We start from the raw sequence: 18,320 nt of genomic DNA on the forward strand, positions 1-18,320 counted from the left end.
GGCGAAGCCACAGGGCGATGCGGCGAGGTCGGAGCCAGAGCGAGCGGAGAGGGCAAGGTGACGGAACAGGATGTTCTGATCGTCGGCGCGGGACCGACCGGCCTTGTGCTTGCCCTCTGGCTGGCGGCCCAGGGCGTGAAGGTCCGGATCATCGACAAGAACACTGGCCCCGGCCCGACGTCGCGGGCGATGGTCGTGCATGCGCGAACGCTCGAACTTTACCGACAGCTTGATCTGGCCGATGCGGCGGTCGAGGCGGGGCACCGCAACCCTTCGGTCAATCTCTGGGCGAAGGGCAGGGTCAGGGCGCGCATATCCTTCAGCCCGACGGGCGGGAAACTGACGCCCTATCCGTTCGTGCTGGTCTATCCGCAGGACCATCACGAGCGGCTGCTTGAGGCGCGACTGGAGGCCTTGGGCGTGAAGGTCGAACGACAGACCGAGTTGGTCGACTTCGAACATGACGCCGCCGGGGTGAGCGCCCGCCTGCGGTTGCCGGGTGGCGGCTCGGAGGTCTGCGCGGCGCAGTATCTTGCCGGATGCGACGGGGCGCGCTCGCCGGTCCGGCACGGGCTGGAGATCGATTTCGCCGGAGGAACCTACGACCAGACCTTTTACGTCGCCGACGTCGAAGCGAGCGGCTCGACGGCCAACGGGCAAGTCCATATTTCGCTCGAAACCGGTGATTTCGTCGCCTTGCTCGCCTATGCCGAGGGGCGGGGCCGCCTCATCGGTCTGGTGCGGGAGACGCGGGAGGATGCAGACGCACTCACCTTCGCCGATGTGAGCCATCGCGCCATCGAAAGCCTTCGCCTCACCGTCGACAAGGTCAACTGGTTCTCCACCTACCGTGTGCATCATCGTGTCGCCGATCGCTTCGGGCGCGGGCGCGTGTTTCTGCTCGGCGACGCTGCGCATGTGCATAGTCCTGTCGGCGGCCAGGGCATGAACACCGGCATCGGCGACGCCATCAATCTGGCCTGGAAGCTTGCAGCGGTGCTGAAGGGACAGGCGCCGGACCGCCTGCTCGCCAGCTATGAAGGCGAACGGATCGCATTTGCCCGCCAGCTTGTCGAAACGACCGACCGGCTGTTCACCTTCGTGACGGCCGAAGGCAGCGTCGCGGATTTCCTGCGCGTCCACGTCGCCCCAGCCTTGGCTGGTGTCGCCTACCGCGTCGGCGGTGTCAGGGAGTTCCTGTTTCGCATCCTGTCGCAGACGCAGCTCAACTATCGCGGCGGCCCCTTGAGCCGGAGTGCGCGCGGCCGGGTGCAGGGCGGCGATCGGCTGCCCTGGCTAGGCATCAATGGCCTCGACAATTACGCTTCGCTGGCGGCCATCGCCTGGCAGGTGCATATCTATGGCGAGGCGCATAACGACATAAGAGCTTGGTGCGCGGCCAAGCACATGCCGCTTCACGTCTTCCCATGGGGCGAGCAACAGGCCGCCGCCGGCCTGGCGCGGGATGCCGCCTATCTGTTGCGTCCGGACACCTATGTGGCGGTGGTTGCGGATCGCGCGATGCCGGAAGCCCTCGAAACCTACTTCGCCGAACAGGGGATCCGCCTGTCGGCACCGGCTTGAGATTTCCCGAGACGGCCGCGGTGTGCCGCCGATGTTTGGTCGCAAGGGGCGTCAAGCCGAGACGAGAGACACGATCCCTTTGTGGGCATGAACTCGACCGGCCGTCAGTGGCCGGCCGGCGTCTCGACCTTGCCTTCCGCTGCTTCGCCTTCAACGGCCGGATGCCGGGAAATGCCCACGAGCTTGTGGCCGCGTTCCCGCAGCCACTGGAAGGCGACGTAGAGCGCCGGGATGACGAAGATGCCGACGAGCGCTGCGGCAAGCATGCCGCCAGCGACACCGGTGCCGACCGCGCGACGGCTGAGCTCGCCGGCGCCCTTGGCGACCACCAGCGGCACCAGGCCAACGATGAAGGCGAAGCTCGTCATCATCACGGCGCGGAAGCGGGCGCGCGCGCCCTCGATCGCCGCATCGACGATGCTCGCTCCAGCCTCGCGGTGCGCCTTGGCGAACTCGACGATCAGGATCGCGTTCTTCGAGGCGAGCGCGATCAGCACGACGAGGCCGATCTGGGCGTAGATGTCGAAGGACAGGCCCGCGACGAGCACGGACAAGAGCGCACCCGAGACGCCGAAGGCAACCGACAGGAGCACCGGCACGGGGATCGTCCAGCTTTCGTAGAGCGCGACGAGGAAGAGGTAGGCGAACAGCACGGCCATCGCCAGGATGGCGGTGGTCTTGCCGGCCGCCTCCAGTTCCTGCAGCGCCGTTCCGGTCCATTCGTAGCTGTAGCCGGGCGGCAGGGTCGAGGCCGACAATGCTTCCATGGCCGCAAGCGCCTCGCCCGAGGAGTGGCCGGCGGAAGGCTGGCCGTTCAGCGTAATCGAGCGATAATTGTTGTAGCGCACGATCGACTGTGGGCCGACGATATAGTCGACCTTGGCGACCGAGGCGACGGGCACCATGTCGCCGCTCGTATTGCGCACGTGCAGGCGCTGGATGTCGTCGACGGCGTTGCGGTCGGCTTGCGCCGCCTGCATCGTCACCTTCCAGGTGCGGCCGAACAGGTTGAAGTCGTTGACATAGTAGCTGCCGAGCGTGCCCTGCAGCGTGGTGAAGAGATCGCTGACCGAGACGCCGAGGGCCTGCAGGCGGTCGCGGTCGATATCGAGATAGAGCTGCGGCGAGCTTGCCGAATAGGTGGTGAAGGTCGGCCCGAGCGCCGGGTTCTGGTTGGCGGCGATGATCAGCCCGCCCGCCGTTGCCGACAGATCGGCGACGGAACGGCCCTGCAGGTCGAGCAACTGGTACTCGAAGCCCGAGCCGGTGCCGAGGCCCATGATCGGCGGCAGGTTGAAGGCGAAGATCTGCGCGCCGCGGATCGCCTGGCCCTTGACCATGGTCGTGCGGATCGCCGCCTCGACGCCGGCCGCATCGCTCAGGCGCTCCGCAAAGGGTTTCATCGTGACGATCGCGAAGGCCGAGTTGGACTTCGACAAACCGTCGAGGAAGGAGTAGCCGGTGACGGTGATGACGTTGGCAACGCCCTCGATGCCGCCGAGCATCGTCTCGACCTGTTTCACGACTTCGTCGGTACGGTTGTAGGAGGCGCCTTCCGGCAGACGGATTTCCGTGAAGAAAGCGCCCTGGTCTTCCGCCGGCAGGAAGCCGGTCGGCACGACCTTGAAGAGGAAGCCCGTGGCGACGAAGGCGACGGCCAGCAGTGCGAGCCCGATGATGGCGCGCCGGGCGATGTGTCCGGCGACAAAGGCATAGCCGTCGCGCCCCTTGTCGATGGTGCGCGAGATGTAACCGAGGATGCCGCGCTTCGGCCCATGATGGGGTTTCAAGAGCACCGCGCAGAGCGCCGGGCTCAAGGTTAGCGCGTTGATCGCCGAGATCACCATCGACACCGAGACGGCGACGGCAAACTGCTGGAAGAGCTGGCCGCTCAGACCCGGGATAAAGGCGACGGGCACGAAGACGGAGAGCAGCACGAGGGTGATGGCGACAATGGCGCCGGTGATTTCGCCCATCGCCCGCCTTGCCGCTTCCGCAGCCGATAGGCCTGGATTTTCCTCCATTACCCGCTCGACGTTTTCGACCACCACGATCGCGTCGTCTACGACGATGCCGATCGCCAGCACCATGGCGAGCAGCGACACGGTGTTGAGCGAGAAGCCCATGGCGAGCAGCACGGCGAAGGTGCCGATGAGTGCGACAGGAACGGCAACGAGCGGGATCAGCGTCGCCCGCCAGTTTCCGAGGAACAGGAAGACGATGATGATGACGAGGATGAAGGCTTCAAAGAGCGTCTCCTCGACGTTGTCGACGCTGGCTTCGACGAACTGCGCCGTGTCGTAGGCGACCGAATAGGTGAGGCCCGGCGGGAAGGACTTCGACAACCGCTCCATCGCATCCTGCACGCCCTTGGCGGCGGCAAGCGCGTTGGCGCCTGGCGCCTGGTAGGTGCCGATCATGGCGACGGGCTTGCCGTTGATCCGGGCGTTCGAATCCGAGCTTGCGGCGCCGAGGTCTACGCGCGCGACGTCGCGGATGCGCACATAGGACCCGTCGGGCCTTGCGCGCAAAACCACGTCCTCGAATTGCTTGGGATCGGTCAGGCGCCCTTGCGTCTGCAGGTTCAATTGGAACAGCGGGTCGTCGGTCATCGGCTGGGCGCCGATGCGGCCGATGGCGGCCTGGACGTTCTGGGCCTTCAGCGCGTTGATCACATCGGTCGGCGTCAGGTCGAGGCTGGTCATCCGGTCGATGTCGAGCACGACGCGCATCGAGTAGTCCTGGGCGCCGAAGAGCTGGGCATCGCCGACGCCGGGCACGCGCTTGACCGTATCGAGCACGTTGATCGTCGCGTAGTTGGACAGGAACAGGCTATCGAAGTCCTGTTTCTCGTCGGCCGCATAGATGGTGACCACCTGCATCAGCGCCGAGGACTTCTTGCGCACGCTGACGCCGCTCTGCTTGACCTCGGAGGGCAGGCCGGCCTCGGCGAGCGACACGCGGTTCTGCACGTTGACGGTGGCGATATCAGGATCGGTGCCGACGGCGAAGGTGACGGTCAGCGTATAGGAGCCGTCGGCGCCGCTCGTCGATTTCATGTAGAGCATGTCGTCGACGCCGACGACTTTGCTTTCGATCGGCTGGGCGACGGTGGTTTCGACCACGTCGGCGCCGGCGCCGGGATAACTGGCGGTGACGCTCACCTGCGGCGGTACGATGTCGGGGAATTGCGCAATCGGCAGACGGGTGAGCGCAAGCAGACCCGCCAGCGTCAGCACGATGGAAATGACCGTGGCGAAGCGCGGGCGATCGATAAAGATCTCTGAAATCATCGCTTAGCCACCTGCTGCCGTGGCGGCATCGACGGTGATGCCCGGGCGAACCTTGCCGGCGCCCTCGGTGATGACGTTTTCGCCTTCCTTGAGACCCTTGCTGATGACCGCCTGGCCGCGGGCGTTGCGCGCCACGTCGATACGGCGAAGCTCCACCTTGGAGCTGGCGTCGACCACCAGGACGAAGGCACCCTGCTGGTCACGCTGAACCGCTTGCTGCGGCACGGCGAGCACGTCCTGCTTGTCGGATTGTTCGAGCATCACCCGCACCAGCGCGCCGTCGAGCAGGATGCTGTCCGGATTGGGGAACTCGGCGCGCACGGTCACCGTGTCCGTCCCTTGCGAGACGTTGCTGGCGATGAAGTTGATCGTGCCTTTTTGCTTGTACTCCGTGCCATTCGGAAGGCCGAGCCCGACATTGGCGCCGCCGCTGATCTCGCCCTTCAGCACCCGTTCGCGATAGGTGAGGTAAAGTGCGGTCGCCACCGGAAACTGGACATAGATCGGGTCGAGCCGGGTCAGCGTCACGAGCGGGCCGCTGTCCGGGCCGACGAGGGCGCCGACATCGGCCGCCGTCAGACCGACGATACCGTCGAAAGGCGCTGTGATCTTCGTATAGGAGAGGTTGAGGTCGGCGTTGTCCTTGCTGCCCTTCAGCCGGATCAGGTCCCCTTCGGCTTTCCTGACCTGCGCGTGCGCTTCGTCGACCTTGGCTTGGCTGATCGTCTTGCTGGTGAGGAGCTGCTCGGCGCGGTCGCGCTCGAGGATCGCGAATTCCTTGGCGGCTTCGGCCGCCTCGATCTGCCCTTCGATCTCCTGCACGGCGGCGCGGTAGGCGCCGTCCTCGACCCGGTAAAGTTCCGTCCCAGCCGTGACCTTCTGCCCTTCGGTGAAGTTGACCGCTTCGAGGAAACCCGAAACGCGGGCGCGAATGTCGACCTTCTGGATTGCCGTGACCTTGCCCGTCAGATCCACGCTCTCGCGCAGGTCCATGATGGTGGCCGGGGCCACGACCACGGCCGGCGCCTGCTGCGCAAATGCCGTTTGCGCGGAAAACCCGATCGCGACAAGCAACGCTGATGATAGTGAAAAGGCCGGAATTCGCGAACGACGCATGCAACGTTCCCCCTGAACGAAACAGCTGGAGATAAGATCAGTCCTTGGCAGTGCATTGAAATCAGAACATGTTCTCCGCGCCAAGTCACGCAATCAAAGGTTGATTTAAGCGAGGGCTTGCAAAGATGACGCAAATACCCGCGAGGGGCGCGTTCAGAGAGAACTTGTCACAAAAGCAATGATTTGCCGGGCCGCTTCGGCTCAGGGCAGGGGGACGCTTCGGCCTGATTTTGTCGGGTTTCGGTTGAGGGAGCTGCGTGGAGGCGAACGTTTTACGTGTGCCACATCGTCACAATTGACGGGGCGGGTCTGCAACCTCCGGTGACAGTTTCGCGAAACCGTCGGACAGACGGGCCCCGGCGCGATGCCGGGACCCGAGGTCGGTATGGTTGCCGGACCGAGCCGTCAGACGAGATCGAAACGGTCGGCGTTCATCACCTTGTTCCAGGCAGCGACGAAGTCCCGCACGAACTTCGCCTTGGCATCTGCCTGGCCGTAGACTTCGGCGATCGCCCGAAGCTGCGAGTTCGAACCGAAGACGAGATCGACACGGGTGGCTGTCCGCTTGACGTCGCCGGTCTTGCGGTCGCGCCCCTCGAAGACATCCTTCGCGTCCGACGTCGCCGTCCAGGCCGTGCCCATGTCGAGCAGGTTGACGAAGAAGTCGTTGCTCAGCGTTTCCGGGCGATCGGTGAAGACGCCGTGGGCGGTCTGGCCATGGTTTGCGCCGAGAACGCGCAGGCCCCCGACGAGCACCGTCATTTCAGGCGCGGTCAGCGTCAGCAGTTGCGCCCGGTCGATCAGCAGCTCTTCCGGCGAAACGGAGTACTGGGCCCGCTGGTAGTTGCGGAAGCCGTCGGCGATCGGCTCGAGAACCGCGAAGGCCTCGACATCGGTCTGCTCCTGCGTGGCATCCATGCGACCCGGTGCGAAGGCAACGTCAATGTCGTGGCCGGCCGCCTTGGCCGCCTTTTCGACGGCAGCGGCGCCGCCAAGCACGATCAGGTCGGCAAGCGACACTTTCTTGCCGCCGGACTGCGCATCGTTGAAGCCACGCTGGATGCCTTCCAGGGTTTCGAGAACCTTCGCCAGCTGTGCCGGCTGGTTGACCTGCCAGTCCTTCTGCGGGGAAAGGCGGATACGGGCGCCATTGGCGCCGCCCCGCTTGTCCGAGCCGCGGAAGGTCGAGGCCGACGCCCAGGCGGTCGAAACCAGTTCGGAAACCGAAAGGCCCGAGGCTAGGATCCTGCCCTTGAGGTCGGCGATATCCTTCGCATCGACGAGCGGATGATCGACGGCCGGGATCGGATCCTGCCAGATCAATTCTTCGGCCGGCACTTCCGGGCCGAGATAGCGGGCGCGCGGGCCCATGTCGCGGTGGGTGAGCTTGTACCAGGCACGGGCAAAGGCGTCGGCAAATGCGTCCGGGTTCTCGTAGAAGTGCCGTGCGATTTTCTCGTAGGCCGGGTCGACCCGCAGCGCCAGATCGGTCGTCAGCATCGACGGCGCGTGGCGCTTCGACTTGTCATGCGCATCCGGGACGGTGCCGGCGCCCATGCCGTGCTTCGGGGTCCACTGGTGCGCGCCGGCCGGGCTCTTCGTCAGTTCCCATTCGTAGCCGAAGAGGTTCCAGAAGAAGTTATTGCTCCACTTGGTCGGCGTCGTCGTCCAGGTCACTTCAAGGCCGCTGCTGATGGTGTCGCCGCCACGGCCGCTGCCGTGGGTGCTGGCCCAGCCGAGACCCTGTTCCTCGATACCGGCGCCTTCCGGCTCGCGGCCGACATTGGCGGCATCGCCGGCGCCGTGGGTCTTGCCGAACGTATGGCCGCCGGCGATCAGCGCCACGGTTTCCTCGTCGTTCATGGCCATTCGCGCGAAGGTTTCACGGATGTCGCGGGCGGCTGCGAGCGGATCGGGGTTGCCGTTCGGACCTTCCGGGTTGACGTAGATCAGACCCATCTGCACCGCTGCCAGCGGGTTCTCGAGATCCCGGTCGCCGGAATAGCGCTTGTCGTCGAGCCAGGTCTTTTCCGTGCCCCAGTAGATGTCTTCCTCCGGCTCCCAGACATCAGGACGGCCACCGGCGAAACCGAAGGTCTTGAAGCCCATCGATTCGAGCGCAACGTTGCCGGTCAGGATCATCAGGTCGGCCCAGGATATGCTGTTGCCGTATTTCTGCTTGATCGGCCAGAGAAGCCGACGCGCCTTGTCGAGATTGACGTTGTCCGGCCAGCTGTTGAGCGGCGCGAAGCGCTGCTGTCCGGCACCCGCGCCGCCACGGCCGTCACCGGTGCGGTAGGTGCCGGCGCTGTGCCAGGCCATGCGGATGAAGAGCGGGCCATAATGGCCGAAGTCGGCGGGCCACCAATCCTGCGAATCGGTCATCAGCGCCTTGAGGTCGTTCTTCAGCGCCTGCAGGTCGAGCTTCCCAAATTCTTCGGCGTAGGTGAACGTCTCGCCCATCGGATCGGACAACGAGGAGTTCTGGTGCAGGATCTTCAGGTTGAGCTGGTTCGGCCACCAGTCGCGGTTCGAGGTGCCGGGCGATTGAGCGCTCGTCTGGGCTCCGTGCATGACGGGACATTTGCCCGTTTTTTCGGCTTTCGCGTCCATTTTTTATCTCCCTTCAGGATGGCGTGAATTTGGGGCGGATCAGAGGAAAGGCGTAAGGCGCCGACCGGCGGCCAGCCGAGCCCGTGACCCGGCATGTCTGGTGCCGTCGGTGGTTGTCGTTCCGCGAAGCGGTGTCGCCACTGGCTGCGTCTCCTCATTGTGCCGCGGACTCTAGCAAACTGGTTCCATTAATTTAAGTTGGATTTCCTGATTGTGGCGATAAGGCAATCCTATGGCTAATGGACGCGGTCCCATAGGCCCATGCTTGCAGCCTCCATGCATCCTTGATGACGCACGAGCGCTTGCCGATTGCAGCCCACACAAGAATATTGTTGCACTGTACTCCCGCCAAACTTGCGGAAGAGAGCGCCAATGGTTAGTCACACCCCAACGACTCAAGAGCTTTCCATTTTTCGTGTGACGAAAGGACAGAAATCGTGGCTGAGACAGAAATTGGGGCCGGCAAAGGCCGTCGCAAAGCGCTTTGGGCTGCAGTCGCGGTTATCGCGATCGCGGCCGCCGGTGTGGTCGGCGGCAAGTTCATGCTTGAAAAGGCGGTCGGAACCTTCATCGCCGAACGCGGTGGCAAGGCCGGCTCGGTCGAAGCGGATTTCTTCGGGCGCATTCATCTGCGTGACGTCACGTTGCCCTTCGCCGACGGCGTCAGCGCGCGCATCGCGGCAATCGACGGGCGTCCGAAGATCTTCTCGCTAAGCGGCAAGCTCGATGTGAAGGGCCTTGAACTCGACCTCAAGGCGGCCAAGCTATCCGTGCCCGAGGCGACACTGGAAGATCCCGACTTCTTGGCAGCCGGCCTGACGGCAAAGGGCGAAAAGGCTGATTTGCTGAAGCGCATCGAGCGCTTCGCGGCAAAGCAGGTCGCCGCGCCGGAAGTCGCCGTCGTCCAGAACGTTGCCGGTTCCGAGCAGAAGACGGTCTACAAGGATGTTCGGCTCGATGAGATCGCCGGCGGCCGCGTCGCGCGCTATTCGGCGAGCGCTGCCACCTTTGCCTTTACCATGGACGTTCCGGACGGCGAAGGCGCGACGAAGCGGGAAAAGATGGACGGCACCATGGGCGCCGTCACCGGTGAGGGCTTCGATGTGGCCTACATGGCCCGGATCTACACGCAAAAGGCCGGTCCTGAAGACAAGGAGCCGAAGCTGCTCTATGGCCCGATCTCGGTGAAGAACCTCGCCTTCTCCGACAGCAAGTCGCGCTTCGGCTACGACGAGGTGCGCAGCAGCGGCCTCAGCGTCCGCATGCCGACCGAACCGCTGGTCGAAACGCTCGAGCAACTCCAGGCTGTCACCGACCCGGAAGCCCTGCCGCCGGCGGAACGCCAGGCATTCTTCAAGCGCATCCTTTCGCTTGTCGACATGCTGGCAAAGGGCGACATGGAACTGCTCGGCCTGAAGATGGAAGTGCCGGAGCAGGACAGTGCTGAGGGCAAGCTTGTGAAGCTCGCCGTCGACAAGATGGCGTTCCAGCTCAACGGCCGCAGCTTCGACGGCACGATGAACGGTGTCACCGCGGGCGAGGGGACCGACTACTTCAAGTTTGCCGAAGCCAGCATCAAGGGTTTCTCCTGGGCTCCGACCATGGAGGCGCTGACGAAGCTCGCGGGCCTGAAGGAGGAAGAATTCGAGACCTTCCCCTACACCACGCTGATGCCGGAATTCGGCACGATCCGCATCGCCGGGCTCGACGTGGACATGCCCGGCACCGACCCGGCGGCCGTGACGGACAGCGAAGCCGTCGAGGACGACCAGAGCGCGACCGAAACCGAAGCCGATCCGTCGGTCAGCGCCGAACAGGCGCCGGAAGCCGAGCAGGTGCCGGATGACGCGACGGACGGCGAAGCTGCCAGCGACGCGGAAGTTCCCGGCGATGCGGCAGTTCCTGGCGATGTGGCGGAAGACCCGATGGCCGAGACACCTGCCGATGAGGCCGCGGTGCCAGCAGAAGAGGCTACGGTGCCTGCCGATGAGGCCGCGGTGCCTTCCGTTCCGGAACGCGTTCGCTTCACGCTCGACACCTATGAAATCGCGCTGACCAAGCCGCGCAACGGTATCCCGACGGACGTCCGCGTCAGCTACCGCGACCTCAGCGTTCCGATCCCTGCGGACACGCAGGAAGAGGGCTTCAAGACGCTGCGCAAGATCGGTCTCGACAAGCTGGTCTTCTCGTCCAACGTCGAACTGTCGTGGGATGAGCCCAACGAGAACCTCGTCATCAAGGACATCTCGCTCGATGGCAAGGACATGGGCAGCTTCTCCTTCGCAGGCCTGATGGGCGGCGTCTCGAAGGACTTCTTCTCCGGCGATCTCAACGCTGCGCAGATCGGGCTCTTCGGCCTGACCGCGCGGGAGGCGAAACTCACGCTGGAAGACAAGGGTATCGTTGCCAAGGGCATCAAGCTCTACGCTGAAGAGAACCACATGACCGAGGAAAGCGTGCGCGGCCTGCTGGTGCTGATGACGAGCGCCGGCGTCCAGCATTTTGCCGCCACGCAGCCGAAACTGCAGGACGTGGCAACGGCGTTTACCCAGTTCATCAGCAAGCCCGGCACCTTCACGCTGACGGTCAAGGCCAAGGAGCCGGCCGGCCTCGGAGCCCTCGAATTGATGGGGGCGGCGGAGAACCCGGCGCTTCTGCTCGACAAGGTCGACCTCGAAGCCACAGCGCAGTAAAAACCTATCGCGGGCCGCGTCAACGACGCGGCCCGCAGCGTTTCAGGCTTCACCACGCCGACATGGGTTCGCACCGAAGCGGTCGTTTCGGGCTAAATGTGAGCAGAAGGTACAAGAAATCGACCGCCGCTGCCGACATGTTTCCTCTCGATGATTGGCAGTCTGCGCAGGTACACGGGGCGGCTATCGCCCGCGTGCCGAAGCGGTCTGCCGGAAACAACGTGCTCCATCGCCCGGAGGCGAGGGTGGATAGACAATGACAGAGCCAAACGGTGTTGGAGCATGTTTTGGCGAGCCGAACGCTCCGTTTCTCGTCGCGCGCCCGGTCCGCGACGCCCGCTTCTCGGTAACGCGGCTGCAGTGCCGGTTGAACGGGGCGCCAGGTCGCCTTGTGTCCTTGCCCGCCGACGATGCCTATTTTCTGATGTTTTATTTCGACGACGCTGCCCATTGCGACGTGTTGCCCGACGGCGGCGGCGGTCAAGTGCGGCGCTACAGGCAGGGGTCGATCTGCCTTGTCGACCTGGCGCAAGGTGCCAGCGTCCGGCTCGTCAGCGATCTCGACTCGCTTGGCTTTCGTCTGCCGCGGGCGCTGTTTCGCGAAGTGGCCGGGTATTCGAACGCCCCGACGTTGACCAGCCTGCGCTGCCGCCGTGGTGAAATCGACGACGTGATGCTGAACCTTGCCCAGGCTCTGCTGCCGCTCTTTGCAGGAGACGGCCGTGGCGCCGATCCGGTCCTGGGTCATATCGCCGTCGCCATCTGCGCGCATCTCCTGCATGCCTACCCGGACCGGGCGACAGCCTCGGGCGAAAGCGCTCTGTCCGTGTGGCAGGAGAAGGCCGCGAAGGACTTCATGATTGATCATTGGAACGAGGATTTCCCGTCCGCCGCTGCGGCGGCGGCCGCCGGCGTGCCGGAGGACGGTTTCATTACGGGATTCCAGGCGGTCGCCGGCAGGACGCCGCAACAATGGCTGATGCGATATCGGATCAGCCGCGCCAAGCGCTATCTGATCGAGGGCGATGGAACGCCCGCGAATATCGCGCGCCGATGCGGCTTTGCCGACGAGGAGCGCTTCGCGGAAGCGTTTCGCGCGGTAACGGGCGTCTCCCCTTCCGTTTGGCGTGCGCGTTGGCTGCAATGACGAACGCCCATCTGACCCTTGACGCAGCGTCAACGAATTGCCGCTGTTTCACGACGGCTCGCCATTGTAGGATCCGCGGCACTGTTCCAACCGGTGCAGGAAAGCGGGAGATGGCGACCGATGGCCTTGCTTGACGGATTGAACACAGGCGATCGTGCGCCAAGTCCCACGGTCAGGTCGATCAGCGCCGGCGACATAACGGTCACAAGGACTTTTTCCGATCGGTTCGACCTGGAGGTCGCGCCGGAGATGCCGGTCTCGGACGCCTTCAACGTCATCGTCGAGATGCGTGACTTCGAGGCGCATCGGCTGTGGCGCCGTGGCGAACTCGTCTTCGAGGGCGGAGACGCGAAGGCCTCGATCGCGATCACGGATCTGCGCGACCAATGGCGATGCCACCATCTCTCTCCTTTCGACAATGTCCGCTTTGAGATCCCCTTCACCTCGATGCGCGCTTTTGCCGAGGGAACGGGCCGGGGCGAATACGTGTCGCTGTCGCCGGTCAGGGGGCGAGCCGATCCCGTCATGTTCGGCCTTGCCCAGGCGTTGCTGCCCTCGCTCGACGAGCCCGAGCACGCCAACCGGCTTTTCATCGAGCAGATCAATCTGGCCGCGCTTGCCCATCTCAGCCAGACCTATGGCGGGCTGCATTTTCCCACCGACAAGAAGGGCACACTCGCACCCTGGCAGGAAAAGCTGGCGACCGAGTTTCTGGTCGCGTCCTTCAACGTGCCCTTCTCCATCGGCGACCTGGCCGCCCGATGCCAGCTCTCGCGCAGCTATTTCAACAAGGCGTTCAAGGAGAGCTTCGGGTGCACACCCTCGAAGTGGTTGACCGAGTATCGCGTCGCTCGCGTCAAGGAGTGCCTGTCGCAGGACGTCTCCCTCGCCGAAATCGCGATCAGTTGCGGCTTTGCCGACCAGAGCCACATGACCAGGGTTTTCACCAGCCACACGGGCGAGACGCCCGCGCGCTTCAGGCGGAGAAACCGGTCCTCCGGCATTGCCGTCGATCGCTCGGCACAATAGCGGGTAAAGAGGGCGCGCCCTCGCGCAGATTGTTCAAAACACATGAACAACGTGCAAGAATGATGCGGCGGCCCGGGCGATGATGAAGCTGCTCGCAGCGGACCATCCGGCGAGCCTTAGAATGAACGGCGCCGAGGCTTCCCATGCGCACCGCGTTCGCTCGTCTCTTTCGGCGCGCGGCTTCGATGGTGGCATCGGGGTTGGGAGGTCGGTTCGGACAAGGAGCGAAGACGAAAATGGATGCCTCCGCTGCCTCGGTTGGACCGCAGCCACGCGATAGTCTCGGATGCTCGCTCGATCGTCTCGACGACGACCGGATGATCGAAGGCCGCGACATGGTCTTCTATCGCAAGCGATCGGCCCTTGGACCGCCCGACAGGGTCGCCACGCCCGCCAATGGGCGCGGATATCTGATCGGACTATCGCTCGCCGCAGGCCACAAGCGCCGCGTCCATGGCGCGCATCATTCGACCGTCCAGGAATATGCATCCAATTCCATCTATGTCAGGAATTTCGCCGACGACTACAAAGCGGACTTGAGCGGATCCTTTGACTTCGCCTTGCTCGAGATCGGCCGCGGCGGGCTCGACCGCATTGCCGATGCTGCAAATGTCGCAGGCGTCAGCGAATTGCGCGCGCTTGCCGGTCCTGCCGACCCGGTTCTCGGTGGCTTGCTGTGCGCCCTGTTTGCGAGCGTCGACGGTCGCACGGACCGCAGTGCGCTCTTCGTCGACCAGCTCTCGGTGGCGATCGGCGTGCATGTGGTTCGCCAGTACGGCAACGGTCGCGGCGATGCGGCTTCCGGCGGCAGGCGACTGTCGCAGCGCTGCCAGGCAAAGATCCGCGATCTCGTGCGCGATCGCCTAGACGGCGAGTTGACCGTCGAGGAACTGGCCGCGACCTGCAATCTGTCGCAGGCGACGTTCCTCAGGGCGTTCCGGGAGACGCTTGGGAGCACGCCCTATCGCTGGCTTTTGAACCAGAGGATCGAGAAGGCCAAGGATCTGTTGCAGTTCACCCAGACGCCGCTCAGCGAAATCGCCACGGCCTGTGGCTTTTCGGACCAGAGCCATTTTACCCGCGCCTTCGTGCAGGCGGCGGGGGCAACGCCCCGCCTGTGGCGCCGCAGCCGACAAGCCTAGGCCTACCAGTCGGTATAGTTGTGCGGCCAAGCGGCTCGGATCAGATTGTCGGTCTCCGGCATGGCGAGCGAAATTTTCAAAAATCCACCTTTGGCGACAAGAACCGGTCGCCGGTCGGCGGCATAGTTGAAGCCCTCCAGACGGAGTTCGATTTCAACAGCAAGAGGTCACGACATCTGGATTTTACGCTCCGGCCGCGTTGAAACGGCGCGGAGCGACCTTGTCATCCGCAAAGGAGTTGGCGGTGAAGATGTATCTTCTTTCGCTGGGCGCCGGTCTGCTCGTCGGGGTCATCTATTCTCTCTTGAACGTGCGCTCGCCAGCGCCGCCGGTGATTGCGCTCGTGGGGCTGCTCGGCATTCTGATCGGCGAGCAGTCGGTGCCGCTGCTCAAGCGCATCTTCGCGGGCGAGCCGATCAATGTCAGCTGGTTTAATCGCCAGTGCATGCCGCATGTGTTCGGACATCTGCCGGGCGCTCAGACAACGACCGGCAAGGCGATCGACGAGACTGCTCGGGATGAAAGGGCCTGACGATGCCGACACTTGATCGCGCTGGTCCGGCAGCCACCGCGAGACGGCGATCACTCCGTCGCCTGGCCGAAAGACCGACGAGGGCGGCTCTGCCGCCCGTTTGTTGAAGGCCGCCTGACAAGGAAACAAATCAAGGATACAAAGATTGAGCCTCTCCTCCCTCGAAAACCGTATCGTCGCTCGCTTCCGGCCGGGCCCTTCTGGTAACCGCGTCATGTTTCTGGGGCTGCTGGCGCTCTGCTCCGCCTACATACAGGGACCGTTGACCAAGATATTCGACTTCCCGGGTGCGCTGGCCGAGATGGACCACTTCGGTCTGCATCCGGCGCCGCTCTTTGCTGTCGGGGTCATCGTTTTCGAGCTTGCGATGTCCGCGCTCATTCTCTCAGGGGTCTATCGCTGGGCGGCGGCAGGCGCGCTTGCCGCCTTCACGTTTGCGGCCACCTTTCTCGCGTTCCGCTTCTGGGAGCTGCCGCCCGGCATGGAGCGTGCGATGACGACCAACGGCTTCTTCGAACATATCGGTCTAGCCGGCGCATTCGTGCTCGTTGCGTTGTATGATCTGCGCGAACGCGTATCCGCGGGGAGGGCCGGCCAGTGACGCAGGCAGCGACCAGCAATGCCGGCACCTTCGCGCCCTTGCGCCAGAAGGTCTTTGCCGTGCTTTGGGTGGCGACGATCATCGGCAACACCGGCAGCTTCATCCGCGATGTCGCGAGCTCCTGGCTCGTCACCGACCTGTCGGCAACGCCCGCCGCCGTGTCGATGATCCAGGCGGCCGCGACGCTGCCGATCTTTCTGCTCGCCATTCCCGCCGGCGTGCTCTCGGATATTCTCGACCGGCGCAAGTTCCTGATCGTCGTGCAGTTCCTGCTCGCCTCCGCGAGCCTCTGCCTGTTGCTGCTTTCCGCCTCCGGGCTGCAATCGGTGACCTCGCTGATCGCGCTCACCTTTGTCGGCGGCATCGGTGCGGCTCTGGTTGCGCCCACCTGGCAGGCGATCGTACCGGAGCTCGTGTCGCGGCAGGACGTCAAGGGCGCGGTCGCGCTGAACTCGCTTGGCATCAACATCTCCCGCGCGATCGGTCCGGCGCTTGGCGGCCTGCTGCTTGCCTGGTTCGGCGCAGCCGTGACCTATGGCGTCGACGTCATCAGCTATGTCTTCGTCATAGCCGCTCTTGCCTGGTGGCGGCGGCAGGTGCCGGAGGACGACGTGCTTGCCGAGCGCTTCCTCGGCGCCTTCCGCGCCGGTTTGCGTTATGCGCGCGCCAGCCGTGAGCTGCATGTGGTGCTTTTGCGTGCGGCGGTGTTCTTCGCCTTTTCGAGCGCGATCTGGGCGCTGCTGCCGCTGATCGCCCGTCAGCTCCTTGGCGGTGGCGCCAGCTTCTACGGCATCCTGCTCGGCGCCGTCGGCGCGGGCGCGATCGGTGGCGCGCTGGTGATGCCGCGCCTGCGGGCCCGGACGGATGCCGACGGGCTGTTGCTTTTGTCCGCGATCCTTACCGCCGCCGTCATGGGCGTGCTCTCCTTCGCGCCGGCGCAATGGGTGGCGGTGGCGGCGCTGCTCGTCTGCGGTGCCGCCTGGATCACGGCGCTGACGACGCTGAACAGCACCGCGCAATCGATCCTTCCCAATTGGGTGCGCGGCCGCACGCTCGCCGTCTATCTGACCGTTTTCAACGGTGCGATGACCGGCGGCAGCCTAGCCTGGGGCGCGACCGCCGAGGCGATCGGCGTGCCCTTTACCCTGGCGGTGGCGGCCATCGGCCTTCTCTGCGTCGGGCTGGCCTTCCACGCCATGAAACTGCCGAAAGGCGAGGCGGACCTGGTGCCTTCCAACCATTGGCCGGAGCCCCTGACCAGCGAGCCGGTCGAACACGACCGCGGCCCGGTTCTCGTCCTGATCGAATACACGGTCGACAAGGCGGATCGGTCCGAGTTCCTGAAGGCGCTGGCCCGCCTGTCGCACGAGCGGCGGCGCGACGGTGCCTATGGCTGGGGCGTGACCGAGGATGCTGCCGATCCCGGACGGCTGGTCGAATGGTTCATGGTCGAATCCTGGGCGGAGCATCTGCGCCAGCACAAGCGCGTCTCCAAGGCCGATGCCGACATTCAGGACGATGTTCGCCGCTATCACAGGGGACCGGCCGCGCCGGTCGTCAACCACTTTCTCGCGATCAACCACCCCCATCTCGGTTGACGCGGACCGCACGTCCCGGCGCGGATCCCGCGCCGGGGAGCACATCTTGAAGACATACACCCAACCCAAACAAAGGAACCGTTCCCATGACCGAGAACTTCGTCAGGACTGAAGACGGCGTCGATATCTTCTACAAGGATTGGGGCTCGGGCCAGCCCATCGTCTTTCACCACGGCTGGCCGCTTTCGGCGGACGACTGGGATACGCAGATGCTCTACTTCGTCAGCAAGGGCTACCGCGTCATCGCCCATGACCGCCGCGGCCATGGCCGTTCGACGCAGGTGAGCGAGGGCCACGACATTGCACACTACGCGAAGGATGTTGCGGCGCTGACCACCAAGCTCGGCCTCAGCGATGCCATCCATATCGGCCACTCCACCGGTGGCGGCGAAGCCGTGGCTTACGTGGCGCGCCACGGCGGCGGCAGGGTTTCCAAGCTGATCATCGTCGGCGCCGTGCCGCCGATCATGGTCAAGACGGAGAACAACCCGGGCGGCCTGCCGATCGAGGTGTTCGACGGCTTCCGGGCGGCGCTTGCCGCCAACCGCGCCCAGTTCTTCCTCGACGTTCCGGCCGGCCCGTTCTACGGCTACAACCGCCCGGGTGCCGAGGTATCGGAAGGCGTCATCCGGAACTGGTGGCGCCAGGGCATGATGGGCAGCGCCAAGGCGCACTACGAAGGCATCAAGGCCTTCTCCGAAACCGACTTCACCGAAGACCTGAAGGCGATCGACGTGCCGACGCTGGTCATGCATGGCGACGACGACCAGATCGTGCCGATCGACGACAGCGCACGACTGTCTGTCAAGCTCCTGAGGAACGGCACGCTCAAGGTCTATGAAGGTTATCCACATGGCATGTTGACAACCCATGCCGATGTCATCAATCCCGACCTGCTCGCCTTCATTAAGGCCTAAAGCTCGGGCACGGTCCGCGATGTCCGGGTATTGCGGACCGTGCCGGGACAACGCT

General features: G+C 64.4%; 12 protein-coding genes. 9 read left to right on the forward strand and 3 right to left on the reverse strand.

Translation table 11 applies throughout. The annotated features are described in order from the left end of the window. Nucleotides 1-57: 57 nt before the first annotated feature. Nucleotides 58-1,584, forward strand: a complete 1,527-nt coding sequence (locus tag XB14_RS21415; protein ID WP_077963776.1) for an FAD-dependent monooxygenase — start codon at nt 58-60, stop codon at nt 1,582-1,584. A 104-nt stretch (nt 1,585-1,688) separates the two neighbouring features. Here XB14_RS21415 and XB14_RS21420 read toward each other — a convergent pair whose 3' ends face one another. The 3 genes from XB14_RS21420 to katG form a co-directional block, all read right to left on the reverse strand. Next, complete coding sequence (locus XB14_RS21420; protein ID WP_077963778.1) at nt 1,689-4,877, reverse strand: efflux RND transporter permease subunit; 3,189 nt, start codon at nt 4,875-4,877, stop codon at nt 1,689-1,691. A 3-nt stretch (nt 4,878-4,880) separates the two neighbouring features. Next, a complete protein-coding gene (locus XB14_RS21425) occupies nt 4,881-5,993 on the reverse strand; it encodes an efflux RND transporter periplasmic adaptor subunit (protein WP_077963780.1) in 1,113 nt (370 codons plus the stop codon). Nucleotides 5,994-6,398: 405 nt separating this feature from the next. After that, nucleotides 6,399-8,606, reverse strand: a complete 2,208-nt coding sequence (gene katG / locus XB14_RS21430; protein WP_077963782.1) for a catalase/peroxidase HPI — start codon at nt 8,604-8,606, stop codon at nt 6,399-6,401. A gap of 437 nt (nt 8,607-9,043) precedes the next feature. Here katG and XB14_RS21435 point away from each other — a divergent pair, with 437 nt between their 5' ends. From XB14_RS21435 to XB14_RS21470, 8 genes are all read left to right on the forward strand, one after another. Continuing rightward, entirely contained in the window at nt 9,044-11,299 is a 2,256-nt protein-coding gene (locus tag XB14_RS21435) for a hypothetical protein (protein WP_077963784.1), read from the forward strand. A 256-nt stretch (nt 11,300-11,555) separates the two neighbouring features. Further along, nucleotides 11,556-12,446 carry a helix-turn-helix domain-containing protein gene (locus tag XB14_RS21440; RefSeq protein ID WP_077963786.1) on the forward strand — a complete coding sequence of 297 codons (891 nt, stop codon included), beginning with the start codon at nt 11,556-11,558 and terminating at the stop codon, nt 12,444-12,446. Nucleotides 12,447-12,566: 120 nt separating this feature from the next. Continuing rightward, entirely contained in the window at nt 12,567-13,475 is a 909-nt protein-coding gene (locus XB14_RS21445; RefSeq protein WP_077963788.1) for a helix-turn-helix domain-containing protein, read from the forward strand. A gap of 236 nt (nt 13,476-13,711) precedes the next feature. After that, nucleotides 13,712-14,617 (forward strand): helix-turn-helix domain-containing protein, encoded by a 906-nt coding sequence (locus XB14_RS21450; RefSeq protein WP_077963790.1) that lies wholly within the window; start codon nt 13,712-13,714, stop codon nt 14,615-14,617. 244 nt (nt 14,618-14,861) lie between these two features. Then, a complete protein-coding gene (locus XB14_RS21455) occupies nt 14,862-15,149 on the forward strand; it encodes a XapX domain-containing protein (protein ID WP_143348482.1) in 288 nt (95 codons plus the stop codon). Nucleotides 15,150-15,363: 214 nt separating this feature from the next. Continuing rightward, nucleotides 15,364-15,750, forward strand: coding sequence for a DoxX family protein (locus XB14_RS21460; protein ID WP_077964048.1), 387 nt, complete (start codon nt 15,364-15,366; stop codon nt 15,748-15,750). Continuing rightward, a complete protein-coding gene (locus XB14_RS21465; protein ID WP_077963794.1) occupies nt 15,747-17,348 on the forward strand; it encodes an MFS transporter in 1,602 nt (533 codons plus the stop codon). The genes XB14_RS21460 and XB14_RS21465 overlap by 4 nt, the downstream gene beginning before the upstream one ends. A gap of 86 nt (nt 17,349-17,434) precedes the next feature. Further along, on the forward strand, nt 17,435-18,265 hold the full coding sequence (locus XB14_RS21470; RefSeq protein WP_077963796.1) for an alpha/beta fold hydrolase: 831 nt from the start codon (nt 17,435-17,437) through the stop codon (nt 18,263-18,265). Nucleotides 18,266-18,320: the final 55 nt, after the last annotated feature.

It is taken from the genome of Ensifer adhaerens (genome assembly GCF_002007205.1).
Lineage (GTDB): Bacteria > Pseudomonadota > Alphaproteobacteria > Rhizobiales > Rhizobiaceae > Ensifer > Ensifer adhaerens_D.

What these genes read in the sequence shown, in the direction of transcription:
- XB14_RS21420 (WP_077963778.1), bottom strand. Translation starts at nt 4,877, where the DNA reads ATGATTTCAGAGATCTTTATCGATCGCCCGCGCTTCGCCACGGTCATT.
- XB14_RS21425 (WP_077963780.1), bottom strand. Translation starts at nt 5,993, where the DNA reads ATGCGTCGTTCGCGAATTCCGGCCTTTTCACTATCATCAGCGTTGCTT.
- katG (WP_077963782.1), bottom strand. Translation starts at nt 8,606, where the DNA reads ATGGACGCGAAAGCCGAAAAAACGGGCAAATGTCCCGTCATGCACGGA.
- XB14_RS21440 (WP_077963786.1), top strand. Translation starts at nt 11,556, where the DNA reads ATGACAGAGCCAAACGGTGTTGGAGCATGTTTTGGCGAGCCGAACGCT.
- XB14_RS21445 (WP_077963788.1), top strand. Translation starts at nt 12,567, where the DNA reads ATGGCCTTGCTTGACGGATTGAACACAGGCGATCGTGCGCCAAGTCCC.
- XB14_RS21450 (WP_077963790.1), top strand. Translation starts at nt 13,712, where the DNA reads ATGGATGCCTCCGCTGCCTCGGTTGGACCGCAGCCACGCGATAGTCTC.
- XB14_RS21460 (WP_077964048.1), top strand. Translation starts at nt 15,364, where the DNA reads ATGTTTCTGGGGCTGCTGGCGCTCTGCTCCGCCTACATACAGGGACCG.
- XB14_RS21470 (WP_077963796.1), top strand. Translation starts at nt 17,435, where the DNA reads ATGACCGAGAACTTCGTCAGGACTGAAGACGGCGTCGATATCTTCTAC.